This window comes from Pseudomonas sp. WMBT8 (genome assembly GCF_050916005.1).
GTDB lineage: Bacteria > Pseudomonadota > Gammaproteobacteria > Pseudomonadales > Pseudomonadaceae > Aquipseudomonas.
Genome location: NZ_CP188096.1, coordinates 4,981,261 through 4,999,834 on the forward strand (window position 1 = coordinate 4,981,261; position 18,574 = coordinate 4,999,834).

13 protein-coding genes are annotated in these 18,574 nt (G+C 57.9%); 3 read left to right on the top strand and 10 right to left on the bottom strand.

The genetic code is table 11. The annotated features are described in order from the left end of the window. Positions 1–5: 5 nt before the first annotated feature. The 3 genes from ACO77H_RS22650 to ACO77H_RS22660 all read right to left on the bottom strand — a co-directional run bounded on the left by ACO77H_RS22650 (position 6) and on the right by ACO77H_RS22660 (position 3,399). A complete protein-coding gene (locus ACO77H_RS22650; RefSeq protein WP_432754587.1) occupies positions 6–1,103 on the bottom strand; it encodes an amino acid ABC transporter permease in 1,098 nt (365 codons plus the stop codon). A gap of 10 nt (positions 1,104–1,113) precedes the next feature. Next, on the bottom strand, positions 1,114–2,295 hold the full coding sequence (locus ACO77H_RS22655) for an amino acid ABC transporter permease (protein ID WP_432754588.1): 1,182 nt from the start codon (positions 2,293–2,295) through the stop codon (positions 1,114–1,116). Between the two features lie 72 nt (positions 2,296–2,367). Next, the gene (locus ACO77H_RS22660) at positions 2,368–3,399 is read right to left on the bottom strand and encodes an amino acid ABC transporter substrate-binding protein (RefSeq protein ID WP_169954533.1); all 1,032 of its coding nucleotides are present in this window, start codon (positions 3,397–3,399) and stop codon (positions 2,368–2,370) included. A gap of 344 nt (positions 3,400–3,743) precedes the next feature. Here ACO77H_RS22660 and ACO77H_RS22665 point away from each other — a divergent pair, with 344 nt between their 5' ends. From ACO77H_RS22665 to ACO77H_RS22675, 3 genes are all read left to right on the top strand, one after another. Next, the gene (locus ACO77H_RS22665) at positions 3,744–4,418 is read left to right on the top strand and encodes an alpha/beta hydrolase (RefSeq protein ID WP_432754589.1); all 675 of its coding nucleotides are present in this window, start codon (positions 3,744–3,746) and stop codon (positions 4,416–4,418) included. Positions 4,419–4,496: 78 nt separating this feature from the next. After that, positions 4,497–5,954, top strand: coding sequence for an ATP-dependent RNA helicase RhlB (gene rhlB / locus ACO77H_RS22670; protein WP_432754590.1), 1,458 nt, complete (start codon positions 4,497–4,499; stop codon positions 5,952–5,954). Positions 5,955–6,099: 145 nt separating this feature from the next. Continuing rightward, the gene (locus tag ACO77H_RS22675; protein WP_432754591.1) at positions 6,100–7,227 is read left to right on the top strand and encodes an NAD(P)/FAD-dependent oxidoreductase; all 1,128 of its coding nucleotides are present in this window, start codon (positions 6,100–6,102) and stop codon (positions 7,225–7,227) included. A gap of 17 nt (positions 7,228–7,244) precedes the next feature. On the opposite strand, the gene ACO77H_RS22680 is transcribed toward ACO77H_RS22675, so the two are convergent. The 7 genes from ACO77H_RS22680 to ACO77H_RS22710 all read right to left on the bottom strand — a co-directional run bounded on the left by ACO77H_RS22680 (position 7,245) and on the right by ACO77H_RS22710 (position 18,545). Then, positions 7,245–12,119 (bottom strand): RHS repeat domain-containing protein, encoded by a 4,875-nt coding sequence (locus tag ACO77H_RS22680; RefSeq protein WP_432754592.1) that lies wholly within the window; start codon positions 12,117–12,119, stop codon positions 7,245–7,247. A gap of 90 nt (positions 12,120–12,209) precedes the next feature. Next, entirely contained in the window at positions 12,210–14,168 is a 1,959-nt protein-coding gene (locus tag ACO77H_RS22685; protein WP_432754593.1) for a hypothetical protein, read from the bottom strand. Between the two features lie 223 nt (positions 14,169–14,391). Beyond that, the gene (moaE, locus tag ACO77H_RS22690) at positions 14,392–14,838 is read right to left on the bottom strand and encodes a molybdopterin synthase catalytic subunit MoaE (RefSeq protein ID WP_169954539.1); all 447 of its coding nucleotides are present in this window, start codon (positions 14,836–14,838) and stop codon (positions 14,392–14,394) included. 2 nt (positions 14,839–14,840) lie between these two features. Further along, positions 14,841–15,083, bottom strand: coding sequence for a molybdopterin converting factor subunit 1 (gene moaD, locus ACO77H_RS22695; RefSeq protein ID WP_169954540.1), 243 nt, complete (start codon positions 15,081–15,083; stop codon positions 14,841–14,843). Further along, a complete protein-coding gene (gene moaC, locus ACO77H_RS22700; protein WP_057438233.1) occupies positions 15,080–15,553 on the bottom strand; it encodes a cyclic pyranopterin monophosphate synthase MoaC in 474 nt (157 codons plus the stop codon). The genes moaD and moaC overlap by 4 nt, the downstream gene beginning before the upstream one ends. Before the next feature lie 149 nt (positions 15,554–15,702). Further along, positions 15,703–17,097 (bottom strand): PhoH family protein, encoded by a 1,395-nt coding sequence (locus ACO77H_RS22705; protein WP_169954541.1) that lies wholly within the window; start codon positions 17,095–17,097, stop codon positions 15,703–15,705. Between the two features lie 323 nt (positions 17,098–17,420). Then, complete coding sequence (locus tag ACO77H_RS22710) at positions 17,421–18,545, bottom strand: polysaccharide deacetylase family protein (RefSeq protein WP_432754594.1); 1,125 nt, start codon at positions 18,543–18,545, stop codon at positions 17,421–17,423. Between the last annotated feature and the right edge of the window lie 29 nt (positions 18,546–18,574).

Sequence of the window (18,574 nt, forward strand, 5' to 3'; positions counted from 1 at the left end):
AACTCCTAACGCTTGTGGCCAGTGTCGAGCTTGTGTTCCAAATGAATGGAATAGCGCGACATACCAAAACAGAAAATCCAGAACACCAGGGCCGCGAACACATAGCCCTCAGTGGCCATGCCCAGCCATTTCGGGTCGGAGGCGGCTTGCTTGACGCTGTTGAGCAGGTCGAACAGACCGATGATGATCACCAGGCTCGTGTCCTTGAACAGCGCGATAAAAGTGTTGACGATGCCGGGGATCACCAGCTTCAACGCTTGCGGCAGGATCACCAGGCCCATGCTGCGCCAGTAGCCCAGGCCCATCGCGGCGGCGGCTTCGTATTGCCCCTTGGGAATCGCCTGTAGGCCACCGCGCACCACTTCCGCCACGTAGGCCGACTGGAACAGGATTACGCCGATCAACGCCCGCAGCAGCTTGTCGAAGTTCATGCCTTCTGGCAGGAACAGCGGCAGCATCACAGACGCCATGAACAGCACCGTGATCAACGGCACGCCGCGCCAGAACTCGATAAAGGTCACACAGATCACGCGAATCGCCGGCATATTGGAGCGCCGCCCCAACGCCAGCACGATGCCCAGCGGCAAGGCGCCAGCGATACCGACGGTGGCGATCACCAGGGTCAGCATCAGCCCGCCCCATTGGCTGGTCGCGACGTTGGCCAGGCCAAGGATTCCGCCGTGCAGCAGGAAGAAGGCGATGATCGGGTACACCACCAGAAAGCCCAGGCCGTAGATCGCCTTGGGTTTAAAACGCGAGATGAACAACGGCGCCACGCCGACGATGGCCAACCACACGGTCAGGTCCACGCGCCAGCGCAGGTCGCCGGGGTAATAGCCGTACATGAATTGCCCGAAGCGCTGCTGGATAAACACCCAGCAAGCACCCTCCTTGGTGCAATCGGCCTGGGTAGTGCCGACCCAGTTCGCGTCGAGGATCGCCCACTGCACGATCGGCGGCACCACCAAGTAGACCAGGTAGATCGCCAGCAACGTCAGCAGGGTGTTGAACCCACTGGAGAACAGGTTGGCGCGCATCCATGCCATCGGCCCGAACACTTTGTTCGGTGGTGGCATGTCAGGTTTGAAAGTATGGGAAGTCATGCTGGTTTCCTCACCGCTCGATCAGCGCAATGCGCTTGTTGTACCAGTTCATCAGCAGGGAAATGCTGATGCTGATCGCCAGGTACACGCTCATGGTGATGGCAATGACCTCGATGGCCTGGCCGGTCTGGTTGAGCACCGTGCCGGCAAACAGCGACACCATCTCCGGGTAGCCGATGCCGGCGGCCAGGGATGAGTTTTTCGCCAGGTTCAGGTATTGGCTGGTCAAAGGCGGAATGATCACCCGCAGGGCTTGCGGGATAATGACCTTGCGCAGCGTAGGCCCCGGGCGCAGGCCCAGGGAGCGCGCAGCTTCGGTCTGGCCGTGGCTCACCGACTCAATGCCCGAGCGCACGATTTCGGCGATAAACGCGGCGGTGTAGACGGTCAGTGCCAAGGTCAGCGCCAGCAGTTCGGGGATCAATACCCAGCCGCCGACAAAGTTGAAACCCGCAAGCCTGGGTATTTCCCAGTGCAGCGGCACACCGAAGATCAAGGTGCACAACGTCGGAATCACGATGAACAGCGCCAGGCCCGCCCAGAATTTATGGAACGGTACGCCGGTGGCTTCAAAGCGCTTGTTGGCCCAACGCGCCATCAGCACGACTGCCACGATGGCCACCACCACACTGGCCACAAACGGCCAAAAACCGTCGGCCGCCAGCGCCGCCGGCATATTCAGGCCCCGGGCGCTCATAAAGAAGGTGTCGCCCAGGTTATGGCTGTTGCGCGGCAACGGCATGGTCAGGAACACCGCGAAATACCAGAACAGGATCTGCAACAACGGCGGAATGTTGCGGAACACTTCCACATACACGGTCGCCAGTTTGTTGATCATCCAGTTCGGTGACAGCCGCGCCACCCCAATGACGAACCCGAGCAGCGTCGCCAGGACCACACCGATCACGGTCACCAGCAAGGTGTTGAGCAGGCCGATCACAAAGACCCGGGCATAACTGTCCGATTCGGTGTAGTCGATCAAATGCTGAGCGATGCCAAACCCGGCACTGCGCTCCAGGAAGTCGAAACCGGAGGTAATGCCCCGGTGCTGAAGATTGGTTTGCGTGTTGTTAAACAGGTACCAGCCCAACGAGACCACCGCCACGATGGTGATGATCTGGAACAGCCACCCACGCACTTTTGGATCACTGAAGCTGAGCTTCTGTTTTGGTGCGCCGATTTGAGTTTGCATTAAGTGCCCCAGGAATAATGGAACAGAACATCACCCGGCGGTTGGCCCACCGGGTGATAGAACCATCAGCTATCAGCGCACTGGTGGTGCGTATTGAATGCCACCGTTGTTCCACAGCGCGTTCAGGCCACGGTCGATTTCCAGTGGGGTGCTCTTGCCCAGGTTGCGCTCGAACACTTCGCCGTAGTTGCCGACCTGCTTGACGATCTGTACCACCCAGTCCTTCTTCACTTTCAGGTCTTTGCCGTATTCGCCGTCAGCCCCCAGCAGACGCGCAACGTCCGGGTTCTTGGTGGACTTGGCTTGGTCCTCGACGTTTTTCGAGGTGACGCCGGCTTCTTCAGCATTGAGCATGGCGTAGCCTACCCAACGCACGATGGCCAGCCACTCGTCGTCGCCGTTGCGCACGACCGGGCCCAGGGGCTCCTTGGAAATGGTTTCCGGCAATACCACGTAGTCTTTCGGCGCGGCCAGCTTGCTGCGCTGGGCGAACAGTTGCGACTTGTCGGAGGTCAGCACGTCGCAGCGCCCGGACTCCAGGGACTTGGCGCTTTCGTCGGAGGTATCGAAGGTGATCGGGGTGTACTTGAGGTTATTGCCACGGAAGTAGTCGGAAACGTTCAGCTCAGTGGTAGTACCGGCCTGGATGCAGATGGTTGCACCGTCCAGTTCCTTGGCACTTTTTACCCCCAGCTTGCTGTTGACCAAAAAGCCGATGCCGTCGTAGTAGGTGATGAACCCTGGGAATTTCAGGCCCATGCCCGCATCACGGGAGCTGGTCATGGTGGTGTTGCGCGAGAGGATGTCGACTTCGCCAGACTGCAGCGCGGTGAAACGCTCCTTGGCATTCAACTGGCTGAACTTGACCTTGGTCGCGTCACCGAACACGGCAGCGGCCACGGCGCGGCAGTAGTCAGCGTCGATCCCGAGGATCTTGCCGCTGGCATCCGGCACCGAGAACCCCGGTAAACCATCACTGACGCCACATTGCACAAAACCTTTCTTCTGTACCGCATCCAGGGTGGCACCGGCCTGGGCCAGGCCACTGATGCCCAGGACGGTCGCCGCGGTCACGATGGCCAGGGTAGACTTCAATACCTTCATTCAAACCTCCAGTTGCTCTTGTTGTGTCGGAGCTCCAACCTCTGCGCACCCTTATGAGGCGATATCGACCCGTGTTGGCTTTTTTTTGGGTCAAGCGACAGAGACTTTCGCTGTAATTGCAGCGGCTATCCCAGAGGCGGCAGTCACTGATAGTGTTACCGTCCTCAGATAGTTCTGACATCGACCTACACATAGCAAGCGGCGTACCAGAGTGTCTGCTGAGCCGTTTCAGCCCAGGATCAATCGCAAAACAGTCAGCCATGCGACATCTTGTTAACTGAGCCACCGTCCACGCACCGCCCCGACGCCCCCCATCGGCGCGCACGCACATTTTTGGAGCAAACATGACCGAACCCTTGATTCTTCAGCCCGCCAAGCCCGCAGACGCCTGCGTAATCTGGTTGCATGGCCTGGGTGCCGATCGCTACGACTTCCTGCCAGTGGCCGAAGCGTTGCAGGAAACCTTGCTGTCGACGCGCTTTGTGTTGCCCCAGGCGCCGACCCGTGCGGTGACCATCAATGGTGGCTACGAGATGCCAAGCTGGTACGACATATTGGCCATGAGTCCGGCACGGGCCATCAGCCGCGAACAGCTGGATGAGTCGGCAGACATGGTCATCGATTTGATCGAACAACAAAAATCCAGCGGGATAGACGCCTCGCGAATTTTCCTTGCCGGCTTTTCCCAGGGTGGCGCCGTGGTCCTGCACGCCGCGTTTGTGAAATGGCAGGGTGCCTTGGGTGGCGTGCTTGCCCTCTCCACTTATGCGCCGACTTTCAGCGATGAGCTGGAACTGTCCGCCAGCCAGCAGCGAATTCCAGCCCTGTGCCTGCATGGCCAGTACGATGAGGTGGTGCAGAACGCCATGGGCCGCAGCGCCTACGAGCATTTAAAGCTGCGTGGTGTCACCGTGACATGGCAGGAATACCCAATGGGTCACGAGGTGTTACCCGAAGAAATCCGCGACATCGGCACCTGGTTGTCCGGCCGCCTGGGCTCAAAGCCCGCCATTATGTAGCCGCATGACCAACGCACTACGCCGCGCCCGATTCTTGCATTACACTGGCCGGCGTACATTCCTTAACCAATTGATGAGATGACCGTGCTCAAAGCACTCAAGAAGATGTTCGGTAAAAGCGAGGCTGAACCACTCGCCCCTGTTCCCAGCGCCCCTGTCCAAACGTCCGGCAGCCGCAATGATGGTAAACAGCCTGGCCGAACCGCGCCTGTTGCCTCGCCAAAACCGCCGCCCGCCACGCCTGCTGTCCCGGCCCCTGTCGCCGCCCAGCGCGCAGAAAAACCGCGCCGCGAACGCGCGCCAAAACCTGTGGTAAAGCCGTGGAAGCTGGAAGACTTCGTGGTCGAGCCCCAAGAGGGCAAGACTCGCTTTCATGACTTCAAGCTGGCTCCGGAACTGATGCACGCCATCCAGGACCTGGGGTTTCCGTATTGCACACCGATCCAGGCCCAGGTCCTGGGCTTTACCCTGGCCGGCAAAGACGCCATCGGCCGCGCCCAGACCGGCACCGGCAAGACCGCTGCGTTCCTGATCTCGATCATTACCCAGTTGCTGCAGACCCCACCGCCCAAAGAGCGCTACATGGGTGAGCCACGGGCGCTGATCATCGCCCCGACCCGCGAACTGGTGGTGCAGATCGCCAAGGACGCCGCCGACCTGACCAAGTACACCGGCCTCAACGTCATGACGTTCGTCGGTGGCATGGACTTCGACAAACAGCTCAAGCACCTGGAAGCGCGGCACTGCGACATCCTGGTCGCCACCCCGGGCCGTTTGCTGGACTTCAACCAGCGCGGCGACGTGCATCTGGACATGGTCGAGGTGATGGTGCTGGACGAAGCCGACCGGATGCTCGATATGGGTTTTATCCCACAAGTGCGCCAGATCATTCGCCAGACCCCACCGAAAAACGAGCGCCAGACCCTGCTGTTCTCCGCGACCTTCACCGAAGACGTGATGAACCTTGCCAAGCAATGGACCACCGACCCGTCCATCGTCGAGATCGAGGCACTGAACGTTGCCAGCGAGAACGTCGAGCAGCATATCTATGCCGTGGCCGGTGCCGACAAATACAAGCTGCTCTACAACCTGGTCAACGACAACGGTTGGGAGCGGGTCATGGTGTTTGCCAACCGCAAGGACGAAGTACGGCGCATCGAAGAACGCCTGGTACGCGATGGCGTCAACGCCGCGCAGTTGTCGGGCGATGTGCCGCAGCACAAGCGCATCAAGACCCTGGAAGGCTTTCGCGAGGGCAAGATCCGCGTGCTGGTGGCCACCGATGTGGCGGGCCGCGGGATTCATATCGATGGCATCAGCCACGTGATCAACTTTACCCTGCCGGAAGTGCCGGACGACTACGTACACCGCATCGGCCGTACCGGCCGGGCGGGCGCTGCGGGTGTATCGATCAGCTTTGCCGGGGAAGACGATTCGTATCAATTGCCGTCGATTGAAACCCTGCTGGGCCGCAAGATCAGCTGCGAGACGCCGCCGACGCACTTGCTGCGCCCCGTAGAGCGTAAACGCCCTTAAGCTGGAATGCGGTAAACCATGTGGGAGCGGGCTTGCTCGCGAATGCGGTGGATCAGTCAATATATCCAGAGACTGACACCCCGCATTCGCGAGCAAGCCCGCTCCCACATTGGCTTTCAGCGCTTTTATATTCAAGGAGGAACCCATGAACCAGGCCGACTACCTCATCATCGGCGGCGGCATCGCCGGTGCCAGCGCCGGTTACTGGCTGTCTCGACACGCCCGCGTCATCGTGCTGGAGCGTGAGTCCATGCCGGGCTATCACGCAACCGGCCGCTCCGCCGCCCTGTACATCGCGGCCTACGGCACGCCGCAAGTGCGCGCCCTGACCCTGGGCAGCCGCGACTTCTTCGATCACCCGCCCGCAGGTTTCAGCGAACACCCCTTGCTCACGCCCCGTGGCGAACTGCTGGTGGACCTGGCGGGCGATCCTGACGAGTTGCAGCGCCAATACCTGAGCGCCAAGGCGCTGGTGCCCGAGACGCGGCTGCTGAGTGCCGAGCAGGCGCTGCGTATGCTGCCGATCCTGCGCGCGGAAAAAGTCCACGGCGCGATCTACGACCCGACGGTCTGCGATATCGACACCGATGCGCTGTACCAGGGCTACTTGCGTGGCATTCGGCGCAATGGCGGGCAAATCCACACCGACAACGAGGTGCAGAAACTGGCCCGTGACGATCAAGGCCAGTGGCAAGTGCGCACCGCGCAACAGCGCTTCAGTGCCCCAGTGATCATCAACGCCGCCGGGGCCTGGGCCGACCAAGTCGCGGAACTGGCCGGCGCCGAAAAAATCGGCCTGCAACCCAAGCGCCGCAGTGCCTTTATCTTCGCCCCGCCGGCAGACGTGAATATCCATGCCTGGCCGGAGCTGGCCGCCCTCGACGGCTCGTTCTACATGAAGCCCGACGCCGGCATGTTCCTCGGCTCCCCGGCCAATGCCGACCCGGTCGAGCCCCACGACGTGCAGCCCGAAGAACTGGACATCGCCACGGGGATTTATCACATCGAACAGGCCACCACCCTGAGCATCCGCCGCCCCACGCGCACCTGGGCCGGGCTGCGCAGTTTTGTCAGCGATGGCGACCTGGTGTGTGGCTTTGATCCGCAGGTAGAGGGCTTGTTCTGGGTCGCGGCCCAGGGTGGCTACGGCATCCAGACCTCACCGGCGATGGGCCAGGCCAGCGCGGCGCTGGTGCGTGGGCTGGCGTTACCCGAAGCGTTGGTGGGAGCGGGGTTGACCGAGGCGATGTTGTCGCCCCGGCGTCTGGGTTAATGCGGCGTTTGCCAAGACTACCCTCGATACAATTCCCCCAGGATGGGCTGGCGAATGCGCGAGGCTTCCTCTCTGAATGACTGGTAGAAGCCGGCGCTGCTGCCGGGCATATCGACCACTCGACTGGCAGTGGGTTGTGACTGGGGTTGGGCTGGAGCAGGGCCGCCGCCTTCCGGTCGAGGTGTGGCCGGTGAGCCGACTCTCGCTTGAATCGAGCGCCCCAGATTGGTAAATCTCAATACAGCCCGTGTAGCCCCAAAAAGCTGGCTGTATGGGGTGATGCCCCATTTATCGGTGAATTTGTAAGATAAGCCCAACATGCGTTTGCCCCCCGCGATTAACCCCAAGGCGGCGGGACTTTCCAGCAGTTTTCCGGTTCCGGCCGCCTTTGAGGCCGCAGAGGTGTAGGTCATGTGCCACGAGGTATAAGCCCCCCCAATACCCACTACCAACGAGGCAATTGAAAACCCGAGGGAGGCCCACCCCAGCCTACGGATGATGTGCGAACGGTCCCACCCCATGGCTTTATCGACCTCGGCAGTAGCCAGCCCCGCGACACTCAACGTCCCGCCGACAACACCGAGCCCCGCTCCGACGGTGATCGCTGCCTTGGAGGCGATAACCCACCCTGTGGCGGCAGCGGCGGCAGCGGCAATCGTAGCGCCAGCCGCAGTCGCAGTGGCTGCCGCGCCCGCAAAAACCCCCGCAACGACCGGCGCCCCCACAGCGGTCATCGCCACTGTTGCCGCAGCTAACCCCGCAGCAACTGACGTTGCCGAAGCTGCAGCAGCTGATACCGTGGCCGCAAGACCGACAGCCCCAAACCCAAGCGTTACCACCGACAACGCCAGTGCTACCCCGGTCAATACCCACTTCACCCAGCCAGGCCACATCCCACTAGGATCGCGCATGTTGATCGGGTTGCCGGCACAGTAGGCATAGCAATTGATCCCCCCCTCATCAAATGGGCCCAACAGATCAGGCTGCAAGAACATCCTCAGGCTAGGACTGTAGGCCCGCAGACCATTACCGAGGAAATACAGGTTGGTCGGCACATCCAGACGCTCGCCATTGAACGCCGGCAGTTGCAGGTCGGCCATGCTGCGGACCTTGCCATCATCCAGGGGGATATATGCATCACCATAGGGCGTATAGTGCCGGCGGACATGGGGCTGACCGGGAGTTGACAGGCCGCGCACACTACCGCTGGCATCGTTCATATGCAGTTGTGGGCCGTCCACGCCACCACTGCGCGCCATCACCTCATCCCCACCGTCAGCGAAACGGATCTTTTTACTGCCTTCAACCAGCAGATCCAGACGCCTACCGGCGTATGCCAGCATCACGGGCGGTTCAGCGCCCCGGGATGCATGCACCTGGCGCGCCTCGGCATCGTACTTATAGCTGTAGTTGAGAGGGCCGGCCTTCACCGCCGTCAGTTGTTCAAAGCCATTGTACGTATAGGCGTGGCCCTCTGGGCTCGCCTGCAAATTGCCCGCTGCATCATATGTCAGGGTGACATCCTGCACCGGGCGGGTATGGGTCAGGCGGGTCAACTGCGTGGGGTCGGTACCGGTAAAATAACGTTGGCAGGTGTCTTGTGTGCCATCGGCAAATGCAGTGACGACCCGCGTGATGTTATTGAGGCTGTCGAAGGTGTAATCCTCCCCGACAATGCCCCGGCCCAGGTGATCCTTGGGATGTTCAGGCCCCTCACAGCGATAGGTCTTGAGCCGCAGGTAGGCGTCGTAGGTGAAGGTCTCGCCAATGACCACCTGTGAACTCGCATTGCGAAGAAACCGAGTCGCCAACATACCGTTGACGTAATACGTACTGGCCAACACCTGGAACAATGCACCGTTTTGCTCAAAGCGGCGCTCAGCTTCCCGACCCAGCGAGTCGTAGGTCACGCGTGTGAGAATCTTCGTGCTTTCATAGGTGGTGGTCAGGTTCTGCGGCCGGCCCAGGGTGTCGTAAGTCTGTTCGATCACCAGGGGGCCGGTGGTCATCTTGGAAAATCGCCCGAGGGTATCGTATGCAAGCGCACTGCGCTGGCCATCGGCTGAGGTCTGATGCAGCAGGCGCCCTGCGGGGGAGTAGCCATACTGGGAAGTCAGCGACGTACCGCTGGCGGTTTGAATGTCCTTCTCGGGATGGCCGATGGCATCCTGGAAAAGCTCATGGATCAGGCCATTGGCCTCCGAACGCGTCAATGCTCCGCCCACCGGATCATACCGGTAGGTGCTCACCGGCAGTCCTGTCATCTCAATCCGAGTCGGCACATCGAGTTGCTTGTCATAGGTCATGACCTGGCGCCCACCCCGGGGGGAAACCATGGCAATAGGTTCAAACCAACCGGCCTCGTACTCCCAGGTCGTAGCCTGTCCCGTCCCACGCACCTGGCTGGTCATCCGGCCCAGGCTGTCGTAAGTACGGGCCCCCAACCGCTTGCCGTCGACGGTGATGGCACTGGCCAACTCACTGCTGGTTCCTGGGACGTAGTCAGTTTTACTCAGCCGCTGCGGGGTACCGTCGACCGGTTTCTGCAGGGTCGTCACCAGCCGGTCAAACCCGTCGTAAGTCAACTCAGTGAGCGTTTTATTGATATCCAATACCGTCAGGCATCGCCCCAGGCCATCGTAGGTGTACGACTCCACTTCAACTTTATTGTTGCTGGCATCCAGGCGCTCGACCTTGATCGGCTGGTTGTAGGCATTGAAATAGGTGATACGGCGTTCCCCGCCCACAACGCCCTCTTCCGTGAGATTGAGCAGCGGGTCGTACTCATTGATCACTACGCGGCCATCGGCGTGGGTGACACGGCTCGCGTTGCCCCAGCGGTTGTAGGTGTGGGTGCTTTTCAACAAGCGTTGCCCTTCGGTCACGTAATCCATATCGACCACTTCGACGGTTTGCCCGAGCGCGTCATAACGCCAGGTACAAGTGGGTCGCTCCTGATTCGAGCCGATCACCTGTGCTTCGGCCACCTGGCGGCCAGCACCATCATAGTAAGTAATGGCCTTGATCCCTTGCGCATCCGTGGTGATCAAATGGGCACGCGTCACCCCCTGCGCAAAATGGTAGGCGTATTGCCGCGTGGCTTTTTGCGGTGTGCCGGGAGCAACCGTTTCCACCGTCAACCGGCCACTGACGTCGTAAGCCAGATCCAGAGTGCTTTCGCCGTCTCGCGTCATCGACAACAGGCGTCGATTGACCAGCGAAAGCGTGCGCTTGGCCTCAAGCCATTGCCCCTCGCGCCCCTTCAGCCGCCGGGTTTCGAGCACATTATCGCCTTGAATCACGTAACTGAACTCACTGGTCAGCGCCTGCCCGCCGACCGTACTGGTGGCGCTCTTCAACCGGCCAGCCAGCTCGACAGGGGTTTGGTAATAAGTCTGCTGCATGGCCAGCACACCAGCCTGGTTGATGGATTGCTGCAGCACAAAATAGCTACTGCCCGTCTGCGGGACACGTGTATGGGTATATTCCGTGAGCCGCGCGGCAGGCGCGCCTCCTACGGGCACGAGTCGCTCTTCTTTGAGGTAGCGCTGGAACAAACCGTGGGGGTCGGCAGGGCACTTGCCGCTTTCTCCCGCAATCGGGTAATAGCTGTATTCGGTACGGATACCGGAAGGCTCAGTGCGACTGAGTTCGTTGCCGTAGTCGTCAGTTTCTATCTGCTGGATCTCTTCCCTCGGGGTACCACCAGCCACTAGCTCATAGCGTTTGGTGATGGTTTTGGCAAGGTGGAGATTGGCTGGCTGGGCGGGAAACAGGCCGGGGACCGTGTTGTACGTGATGTTCATTTGGGTCCGCGTCCCCTCACGCGTAACCCGTTCTTCGGTCAACAGGTGAAACTTGTTATAGGTGGTGCGGCTGACGCTCAGCACCGCATTATTAGCACTGCGGCTGGTCTCTTCGGTCCAGTAGTCATAAGCGCTGCCTACCAAGTACAGGTTGTCTTCGCCTTCGCGAAAACCGCCGGAGAACGGGTAACCGGTAAAATTCTTGCCCTGACTGTAGGCATAGGTCCGGATCATGTCCGGCTGACTGGCCCCTGGTGTCTGCACCCAACGGACGACCCGTGGAATGTATTGGTTGTTGGCATATTGGTGCCCGTTCTCCTCATAACTAATCAGTTCCTCCCCACCCATCGGCGAATAAACTCGCTTAAGAGGGACCAGGCCGTTGCGAAACTCCGGCCAGTATTCAAACGCATAAGCCGCAGCGCCGGGCGGTTCATTACGATCATAGGGGGCCGTCACTCTCGTCAAAAGATTATTGATCTGTGTAAATTGAATGCGGGCATAACGCCCTCCTTCGACCCGAGCATCTACGTACGACAAACGCCCGGTGGAGTAGGTCAGAATAAGTAGATCTTCTTGCTTATGGTTGAGGATCCGCTCCAAAAAACCTGTAGTGCCGTACCGGAAAGTCAAGCGCTCGCCATTCTCGAACAATATAGCGTCTATCCGGTACGGCACAGTACTGCTTGTGCGACGTAAAACTTCTACAGATCCATCTTTGTAAATTACATGCAGCGTATTGGTATCCGGCCGTTTGACGACTAGATCTTTTAACTTGTAATCCTTGAATATCATCGTGCCGCCTACCGAAGGCAGACCACTGGTTTGATATCTTCCGCCATTGAGCAAGGTAAAATTCAGGCTGACCAAATCAAATGAAGTATTACTGAGCTGCCATCCGATACCGTAAGGGCTATTAATTGAATTAAGCATAGAAAACGACAGCATAATATCCCGACTCACCTCTTGTGGGCCTTCAGGATACAAAGTGGCCAAGCGAATTTGCCCACCATACTGCCCCGTGCGCGGATCAACTGAACCGTTGAGATACGAACTGAAATTAAAAGCATTAGAATAGACATTCATTTTTAACTCCTCAACTGTACAGACAACCAGCAAAATAGTTAAATCCAAACGCACACTACATACCCGAACTCGCCATCAGAAATCGCACACTCACGCATCTCTCAGTTCTAAACTACGTCCACTGTCCGCCTTCTCTATAAAAAATCTATGCTCACATCCAAAATTATCCCAGACACGCAATGTACTTTTTGTATCACCTTCAACAATTGGATTTTTTGTCCAAATTTTCACTACACGAAAAATAGTAGACACAACATTGTATTCAATATAAGGATTAAGAAAGTTAGCATTTCTCTGAACATCATGAGTCCGCAGCTTCAAGCCTGGCACATCTTTTTGCAAGACAACACCGGCCTTACAATACCGATATCCATCTCTGTTGATTTTTTGCGAAAATGACGTTTGAAAGTAATCACCCTCATCATTGACTTGCAAAGGGTTGTCAAGCCCCATCGTGGAGACAATCCTCAGTCCCGCCGGTGGATTATAATAAAAAACATCTGCGTCACTATTAGCATCATGCTGCGCATCAAAATCATGATAAACTGTCAAATCGCGCACGCTTAGACGGTATGGTCTAATCGGAAGAATATCAATTGAACTACCACCTGGAGTAGATATCGGATTAGTTGTATAAACAACCCCATCTATTATGATTCTGGCCATGAATTTTTGAGTTTCGATCGGAGTGGTCGAGTCGAAACGCATATACCGATCAATTATTTCTGAAAACGGTACCGAACCATTATCATCCGGGCCTATGTTGCGTTGCTCATCTTCCATGATGCCATCTCTCACCCAGCGTCCCGTGTCAAACATATTTTTTTCAACATCACACGACCATCCAGGCGGCAATACTTCGTGTACATTTGTTGAGTAACGTGTAATCGTCACACTAGCACGCTGCTCTGCAGTCAGTGGAACAGGACCTGTATCCTCGCGCTCCAATATCACCTCGACCTGGACCTTGCACTGATGACGACCGTTGCTATAAAGAGCATCCGTCCAAGTTTGATTATTAGGAAGTTTTATCTTGAAATAGGTCAACTTCAGGTCTGGCCCCTTATCTTTTATACGCAATCCTTCATAGTTAGCACCGGCCGACTCCAATACAAACTGATGTAAGTTTCCAAAATTATCTATTAAACTCCATGTGCTATTCGAGTCGTGCGTAACATCAACTTTCAAAGCAAGAGATCGTGCCGTTATTGCCCTCATGATTGTCGGCCGCATATCAGTCCGCACATAATAATTGTAAACCGGAATACCGTAAGGCTTGAATATATCCGACCGCATAACGGGAGAGTTCCCCTTATTAACAACTACACCCCCCTTATGGGGAGTGTTATTGCCCTGTTTTGCATAAGCGTAACCAGTCTGAAAATGGTCACCCTCGTAGTCCATATCCAACGGCCGGTCAAGACCTTCTTGCGCAACGAACACCACCCCAGCAGGAGGAGTCCAATAATATACCGTCGCATAGAACGTTGTATCCGAAACTGCTGCATGTTTATACTCAACCAAATCTTTCACAGAGAGTCTAAATGGAACCACTGGCTGGAGGGTAACCGACGAATCAAAACCGCTATCTTCCGCCAACGACTTGGTTTTATAAACCTGACCGTTCAAAACCATACATGCTACAAGTCTGACTGACTCCATAGAGCCTTGCGAACTGAAACGCAAGTAACGAGAAACCCTCTGAACCAGGGGACCCGGATTATAATCAGTTGGTTTCAGTTCTACTTTTTTATCACCTTCCCAAAGCCCTTCACTGTAAATATTTTTTCTCTCATCACAACTCCAACCACTAGGTAAAAATCCTCCATCTTCTGAAAAAAACGAAACAACTCTGATACTTTCAATTTCTTCATCAGTTAATTCAGTACGCTCCCATACCCCAATTCTATTTTGGCACTCTTTTATTACTTCAACAACAACCTCACATTGATGGCGCCCGTTGGCATAAAGATTATCCGTAAAGTTCGAGCCATCCGGGCATGTAACCCTGAAATGGGAAAGCCTGGACAGTTTATTTTCCTCAGTCATTTTTTTCTCCCTGAAACTTTCATCTTCGATGAAGTACAATCGGAGGCATAACTACTTAATACAGCCTGGTTATCTCTAAAGGAAAACCCAATGCCCGTGAGTGTAATTAAGTATTAAAGGAGAATGACGAACAACTGTCAGAATTGACAGTTGTGCAGAACCTTTTGGCCTAAACCAAAGGTTTTATAGGTCAAATAGAGCTAGTAGTGGGTGCTGCTCGCCACTACCAGCGATCCGCCGCCGCATGATCACTGTCGCGCCCCTCCACCCAGCGCGGCCCCTCACTGGTGTTTTCCTTCTTCCAGAACGGCGCGCGGGTCTTGAGGTAGTCCATCACAAACGCACAGGCATCAAACGCCGCCTGGCGATGGGCACTGGCAGCCGCCACGAACACGATGGGCTCGCCAGGCTCCAGGGCGCCGATGCGGTGCAGCACTTCCAGCTTGAGCAGCGGCCAGCGCTGCTCAGCCTCGACAGCGATCTTGGCCAGGGCCTTTTCGGTCATGCCGGGGTAGTGTTCGAGGAACATCCCCGCCACATCGAGGCCGTCGTTGAAATCGCGTACATAGCCGACAAAGCTCACCACTGCGCCCACGCCTACATTGGCGGCGTGCATGGCGTTGACTTCGGCGCCGGGGTCAAAGGGTTGGGCTTGCACACGAATGGCCATGGTCAGCCTCCGGTCACGGGCGGGAAGAAGGCCACTTCATCGCCGGCCTGCAAAGGCTCGTCGAGGGCGCACAGTTCCTGGTTGCGCGCGCACATCAGGCTGGCCTCATTGAGCACCTCGAAGCCAGGATCTGCGGCCAGTGCCTGGCGCACGGCATCGACGGTGGCGAAGTCGCCTTCGACCTCCAGGGAGTCCAGGCCTACCGCCTCGCTGTAGCGTGCAAAAAACAGTACGTGGATGCTCATGCCTGGTCCGCCTTGAAATGCCCGCTTTTGCCGCCGAGTTTTTCCAGCAGGCGGATGTTCTCGATGGTCATGCCACGGTCCACCGCCTTGCACATGTCGTAGATGGTCAGCGCGGCGACACTGGCGGCCGTCAGCGCTTCCATTTCCACGCCGGTCTGCCCGGACAGTTTGCAGCGGGCGATGATGTGTACGGTATTTTCCCCTTCGGCGGCCAGCTCAACCTTGACGCCCGTCAACATCAGCGGATGGCACAGGGGGATCAGGTCGCTGGTTTTCTTCGCCGCCTGGATCCCGGCGATGCGGGCCACGGCGAACACATCGCCCTTGGGGTGGGCGCCGTCGACGATCATTTGCAGGGTCTGGGGCAGCATGCGCACCCGCGCTTCGGCCACGGCTTCACGGAACGTCACGGTTTTGTCGGTGACGTCGACCATATGGGCACGGCCCTGGGAATCGAGATGAGTCAGCACGGGGATACTCCTGATCAGAAGCCCCCGATTGTAAACCCAACGCAGATCAAAAGGTGGGAGCTGGCTTACCTGCGATAGGAGCGCGTCAGTCAACTTATCATCGACTGACCCACCGCTATCGCGGGCAACCCCGCTCCCACACTGGGCGGTTACAGGTGGGATTCGGCGTATTCGGCCAGAATCGAGCGAGGGACGCCCTGCAAGGCGATGTGCACGCCGTTCGGGAAATCCTTGAAGCGTTCCGTCAGGTAGGTCAGCCCGGAGCTGGTCGCGGACAGGTAAGGGGTGTCGATCTGCGCCAGGTTGCCCAGGCACACCACTTTGGAACCGGCGCCGGCACGGGTGATGATGGTTTTCATCTGGTGCGGGGTGAGGTTCTGGCATTCATCGATCAAAATCAGGCTCTGCTGGAAGCTGCGACCTCGAATGTAGTTGAGGGATTTGAACTGCAACGGCACTTTGCTGAGGATGTAGTCGACGCTGCCATGGGTGTTTTCGTCATCCATGTGCAAGGCTTCGAGGTTGTCGGTGATCGCCCCCAGCCACGGTTCCATTTTTTCCGCTTCGGTGCCGGGCAAAAAGCCGATCTCCTGGTCCAGGCCCTGCACACTGCGAGTGGCGATGATGCGGCGATAACGCTTGGTGACCATGGTCTGCTCGATGGCCGCCGCCAGGGCGAGGATGGTCTTGCCCGAACCCGCCGCGCCGGTCAGGTTGACCAGGTGGATGTCCGGGTCGAGCAACGCGTACAGCGCCAGGCTCTGGTAGATATCACGCGGTTTCAGGCCCCAGGCTTCCTGGTGCAACAGGGGTTCCTGATGCAGGTCGAGGATCAGCAGCTTGTCGACCTGGATCTCTTTGATCCAGCCTACAAAACCCTGTTCGTCGATGATGAATTCATTGATATGCACCGCCGGCAAGTTGTCGGTCAGCTGCACCTGGTGCCAGGTGCGGCCATGGTCCTGGCGGGTCTCGACCTTGCTGACGCGGTCCCAGAACGAGCCGGTCATGGTGTGATAACCACGGGACAGCATCGATACGTCGTCGACCAGTTGGTCGGTACTGTAGTCCTCGGCGGCGATCCCACACGCTCGTGCCTTGAGGCGCATATTGATGTCTTTGGTCACCAGCACCAGGCGCAGGTCCTTGTCGCGTGCGTGCAGGTCGATCAGTTGGTTGATGATCTTGTTGTCGTTGAGGTTTTCCGGCAGCAGGCTGTTGGGTTCGCTGCGCTTGCTCATCAGGATCGACAGCAAGCCCTTGGGCCCGCTCTTGCCACGCTGGATCGGTACGCCGACTTCCACATCCTCGGGCGAGGCTTCGCCCAGGGTCTTGTCGATCAGGCGGATCGCCTGGCGACATTCGGCGGCAACGCTGTGGTGCCCGCTTTTGAGTTTGTCGAGTTCCTCGAGCACGATCATTGGGATGGCGACGTGGTGTTCTTCGAAATTGAGCAACGCGTTTGGATCGTGGATCAATACATTGGTATCAAGCACATAAAGGATTGGCTGGTCGGAAGAAGGGTTACGTCCATGATCATCCATACTCGGTCACCTTTGTGGGAGCCAGTCGACGCAATACCACAACAGTGCTGCGCCTCGATTCGACCGCCGAACACACCGCAAAGGGAGTCTGGGAAGACGCCACCTGTGGTGCAGGTTTCGGCGATCTGCCTTCGTAATACCGCAAAACCCATGACAGGAAAAAGCACTTTGACGCTTTTTTGAAGTTTATTTTTCAGGATGACGAATAGCACTGGCGGGCCGCCACACACACCGCTAAAGTCGGAAGTCCGCCTGCATCGAAATGTCGCAGCAAATCACCCCGAAACGCCATCATCCCCAACAGGGCCGGGCCTTTGCGCTTTTCAGCGAAACGCCTCCCGACAGTCCTGCCAGCCCAGCCCACTTTGCGCCGTTGCCTGGAGCAACAGCGGCAATGCGACCCGCGCCTTGTCCTGGGTGTCGTGGAACACAATCACCCCTTTGCGCCACAACAGCATCAGCGTCAGCACCCGCTGGGCCGACTCGTCGGCCTTGAGCTGGCCGGGCTCGTCCTGGGAGTCGATATCCCATAGCGCCACTTGCAGGCCCTGGCCCTGGAAGAAGCCCTGGCTGTCAGCCCGCCGCTGGCCGTAGGGCGGGCGAAACAGCGGCACGTAGTTTTCCGGCAACAGGTTCTGGGTCAGTGATGCCGTGCGGGTGATCGAACTTTGCCAGTCGACCCAATGGCTATGGGAGCGGTACTGCCAGCCCTGGATGCCCACGCACTGGCCCTGGTACAACGCCTGCATATCGGCGGGCGAGGTCTTTTCCAGGCGGGTTTGCAGGCTATTGCCGAGGGCAAAAAAGGTCGCGGTCATTTTTTGCTTGCGCAGGTAGTCGGCCAGCCAGTCGGTATTACCGCTGATCGGTGACGGGCCGCCATCGAAGGTCAGTAAAAACAGGCGGTCATTGAGTTCATCACCGTTGCGCTCGAAATCGCCAAAACGTGCGACTTCGCTGCTGATCTGTGGAAACAGGGCGGCCTTGCGCAACAGCTCGTCCAGGTAGCGCTGGTGAAACACGCGGCTGGGGCCGGCCCAGCCTATATAGAAGGACTGCTCGCCCACCGCGAACTTGCCGGCCTGCTCGCGCAGGTCGTCCATGTTGTCCACCAGGTAGCAGAACGAGGCGTCCTGCTCGCAGCTTTGCTGGGCAAATCCGTAGTTTTCCAGCAACCGTTGCCAGAGGTGGCGACGCAGGTCGTCGATGGCCCCCTGATTGATGATCTTCAGCCCCAGGCGCTGCTTGAGGGCCGGCTCATCCAGGGCCTCGCGGGCCAGCAGCGCGTTGGCGAACATGAGGATTTCAGCGCGTGACGCCACATCGAACAGCGCCGGGCTGCTGAGTTTTTCCGGCCAGGTGCCGCGGTCCAGGCTCGCGACATCCACACTGGCCGCCTGGGCACCCAGGCAGGTCAGCCAGGCGCACAACAAAAGCGCAATTCGCACAACGGGTCTCCCCCTCCAGAGTCGTCGGC

Excerpts from the sequence above, each read along its gene's own strand:
- ACO77H_RS22675 (WP_432754591.1), top strand. The coding sequence starts at position 6,100 with ATGAACCAGGCCGACTACCTCATCATCGGCGGCGGCATCGCCGGTGCC.
- rhlB (WP_432754590.1), top strand. The coding sequence starts at position 4,497 with ATGACCGTGCTCAAAGCACTCAAGAAGATGTTCGGTAAAAGCGAGGCT.
- ACO77H_RS22680 (WP_432754592.1), bottom strand. The coding sequence starts at position 12,119 with ATGAATGTCTATTCTAATGCTTTTAATTTCAGTTCGTATCTCAACGGT.
- moaE (WP_169954539.1), bottom strand. The coding sequence starts at position 14,838 with ATGGCCATTCGTGTGCAAGCCCAACCCTTTGACCCCGGCGCCGAAGTC.
- ACO77H_RS22685 (WP_432754593.1), bottom strand. The coding sequence starts at position 14,168 with ATGACTGAGGAAAATAAACTGTCCAGGCTTTCCCATTTCAGGGTTACA.
- ACO77H_RS22665 (WP_432754589.1), top strand. The coding sequence starts at position 3,744 with ATGACCGAACCCTTGATTCTTCAGCCCGCCAAGCCCGCAGACGCCTGC.
- ACO77H_RS22650 (WP_432754587.1), bottom strand. The coding sequence starts at position 1,103 with ATGACTTCCCATACTTTCAAACCTGACATGCCACCACCGAACAAAGTG.
- ACO77H_RS22655 (WP_432754588.1), bottom strand. The coding sequence starts at position 2,295 with ATGCAAACTCAAATCGGCGCACCAAAACAGAAGCTCAGCTTCAGTGAT.
- ACO77H_RS22705 (WP_169954541.1), bottom strand. The coding sequence starts at position 17,097 with ATGGATGATCATGGACGTAACCCTTCTTCCGACCAGCCAATCCTTTAT.
- ACO77H_RS22660 (WP_169954533.1), bottom strand. The coding sequence starts at position 3,399 with ATGAAGGTATTGAAGTCTACCCTGGCCATCGTGACCGCGGCGACCGTC.
- moaD (WP_169954540.1), bottom strand. The coding sequence starts at position 15,083 with ATGAGCATCCACGTACTGTTTTTTGCACGCTACAGCGAGGCGGTAGGC.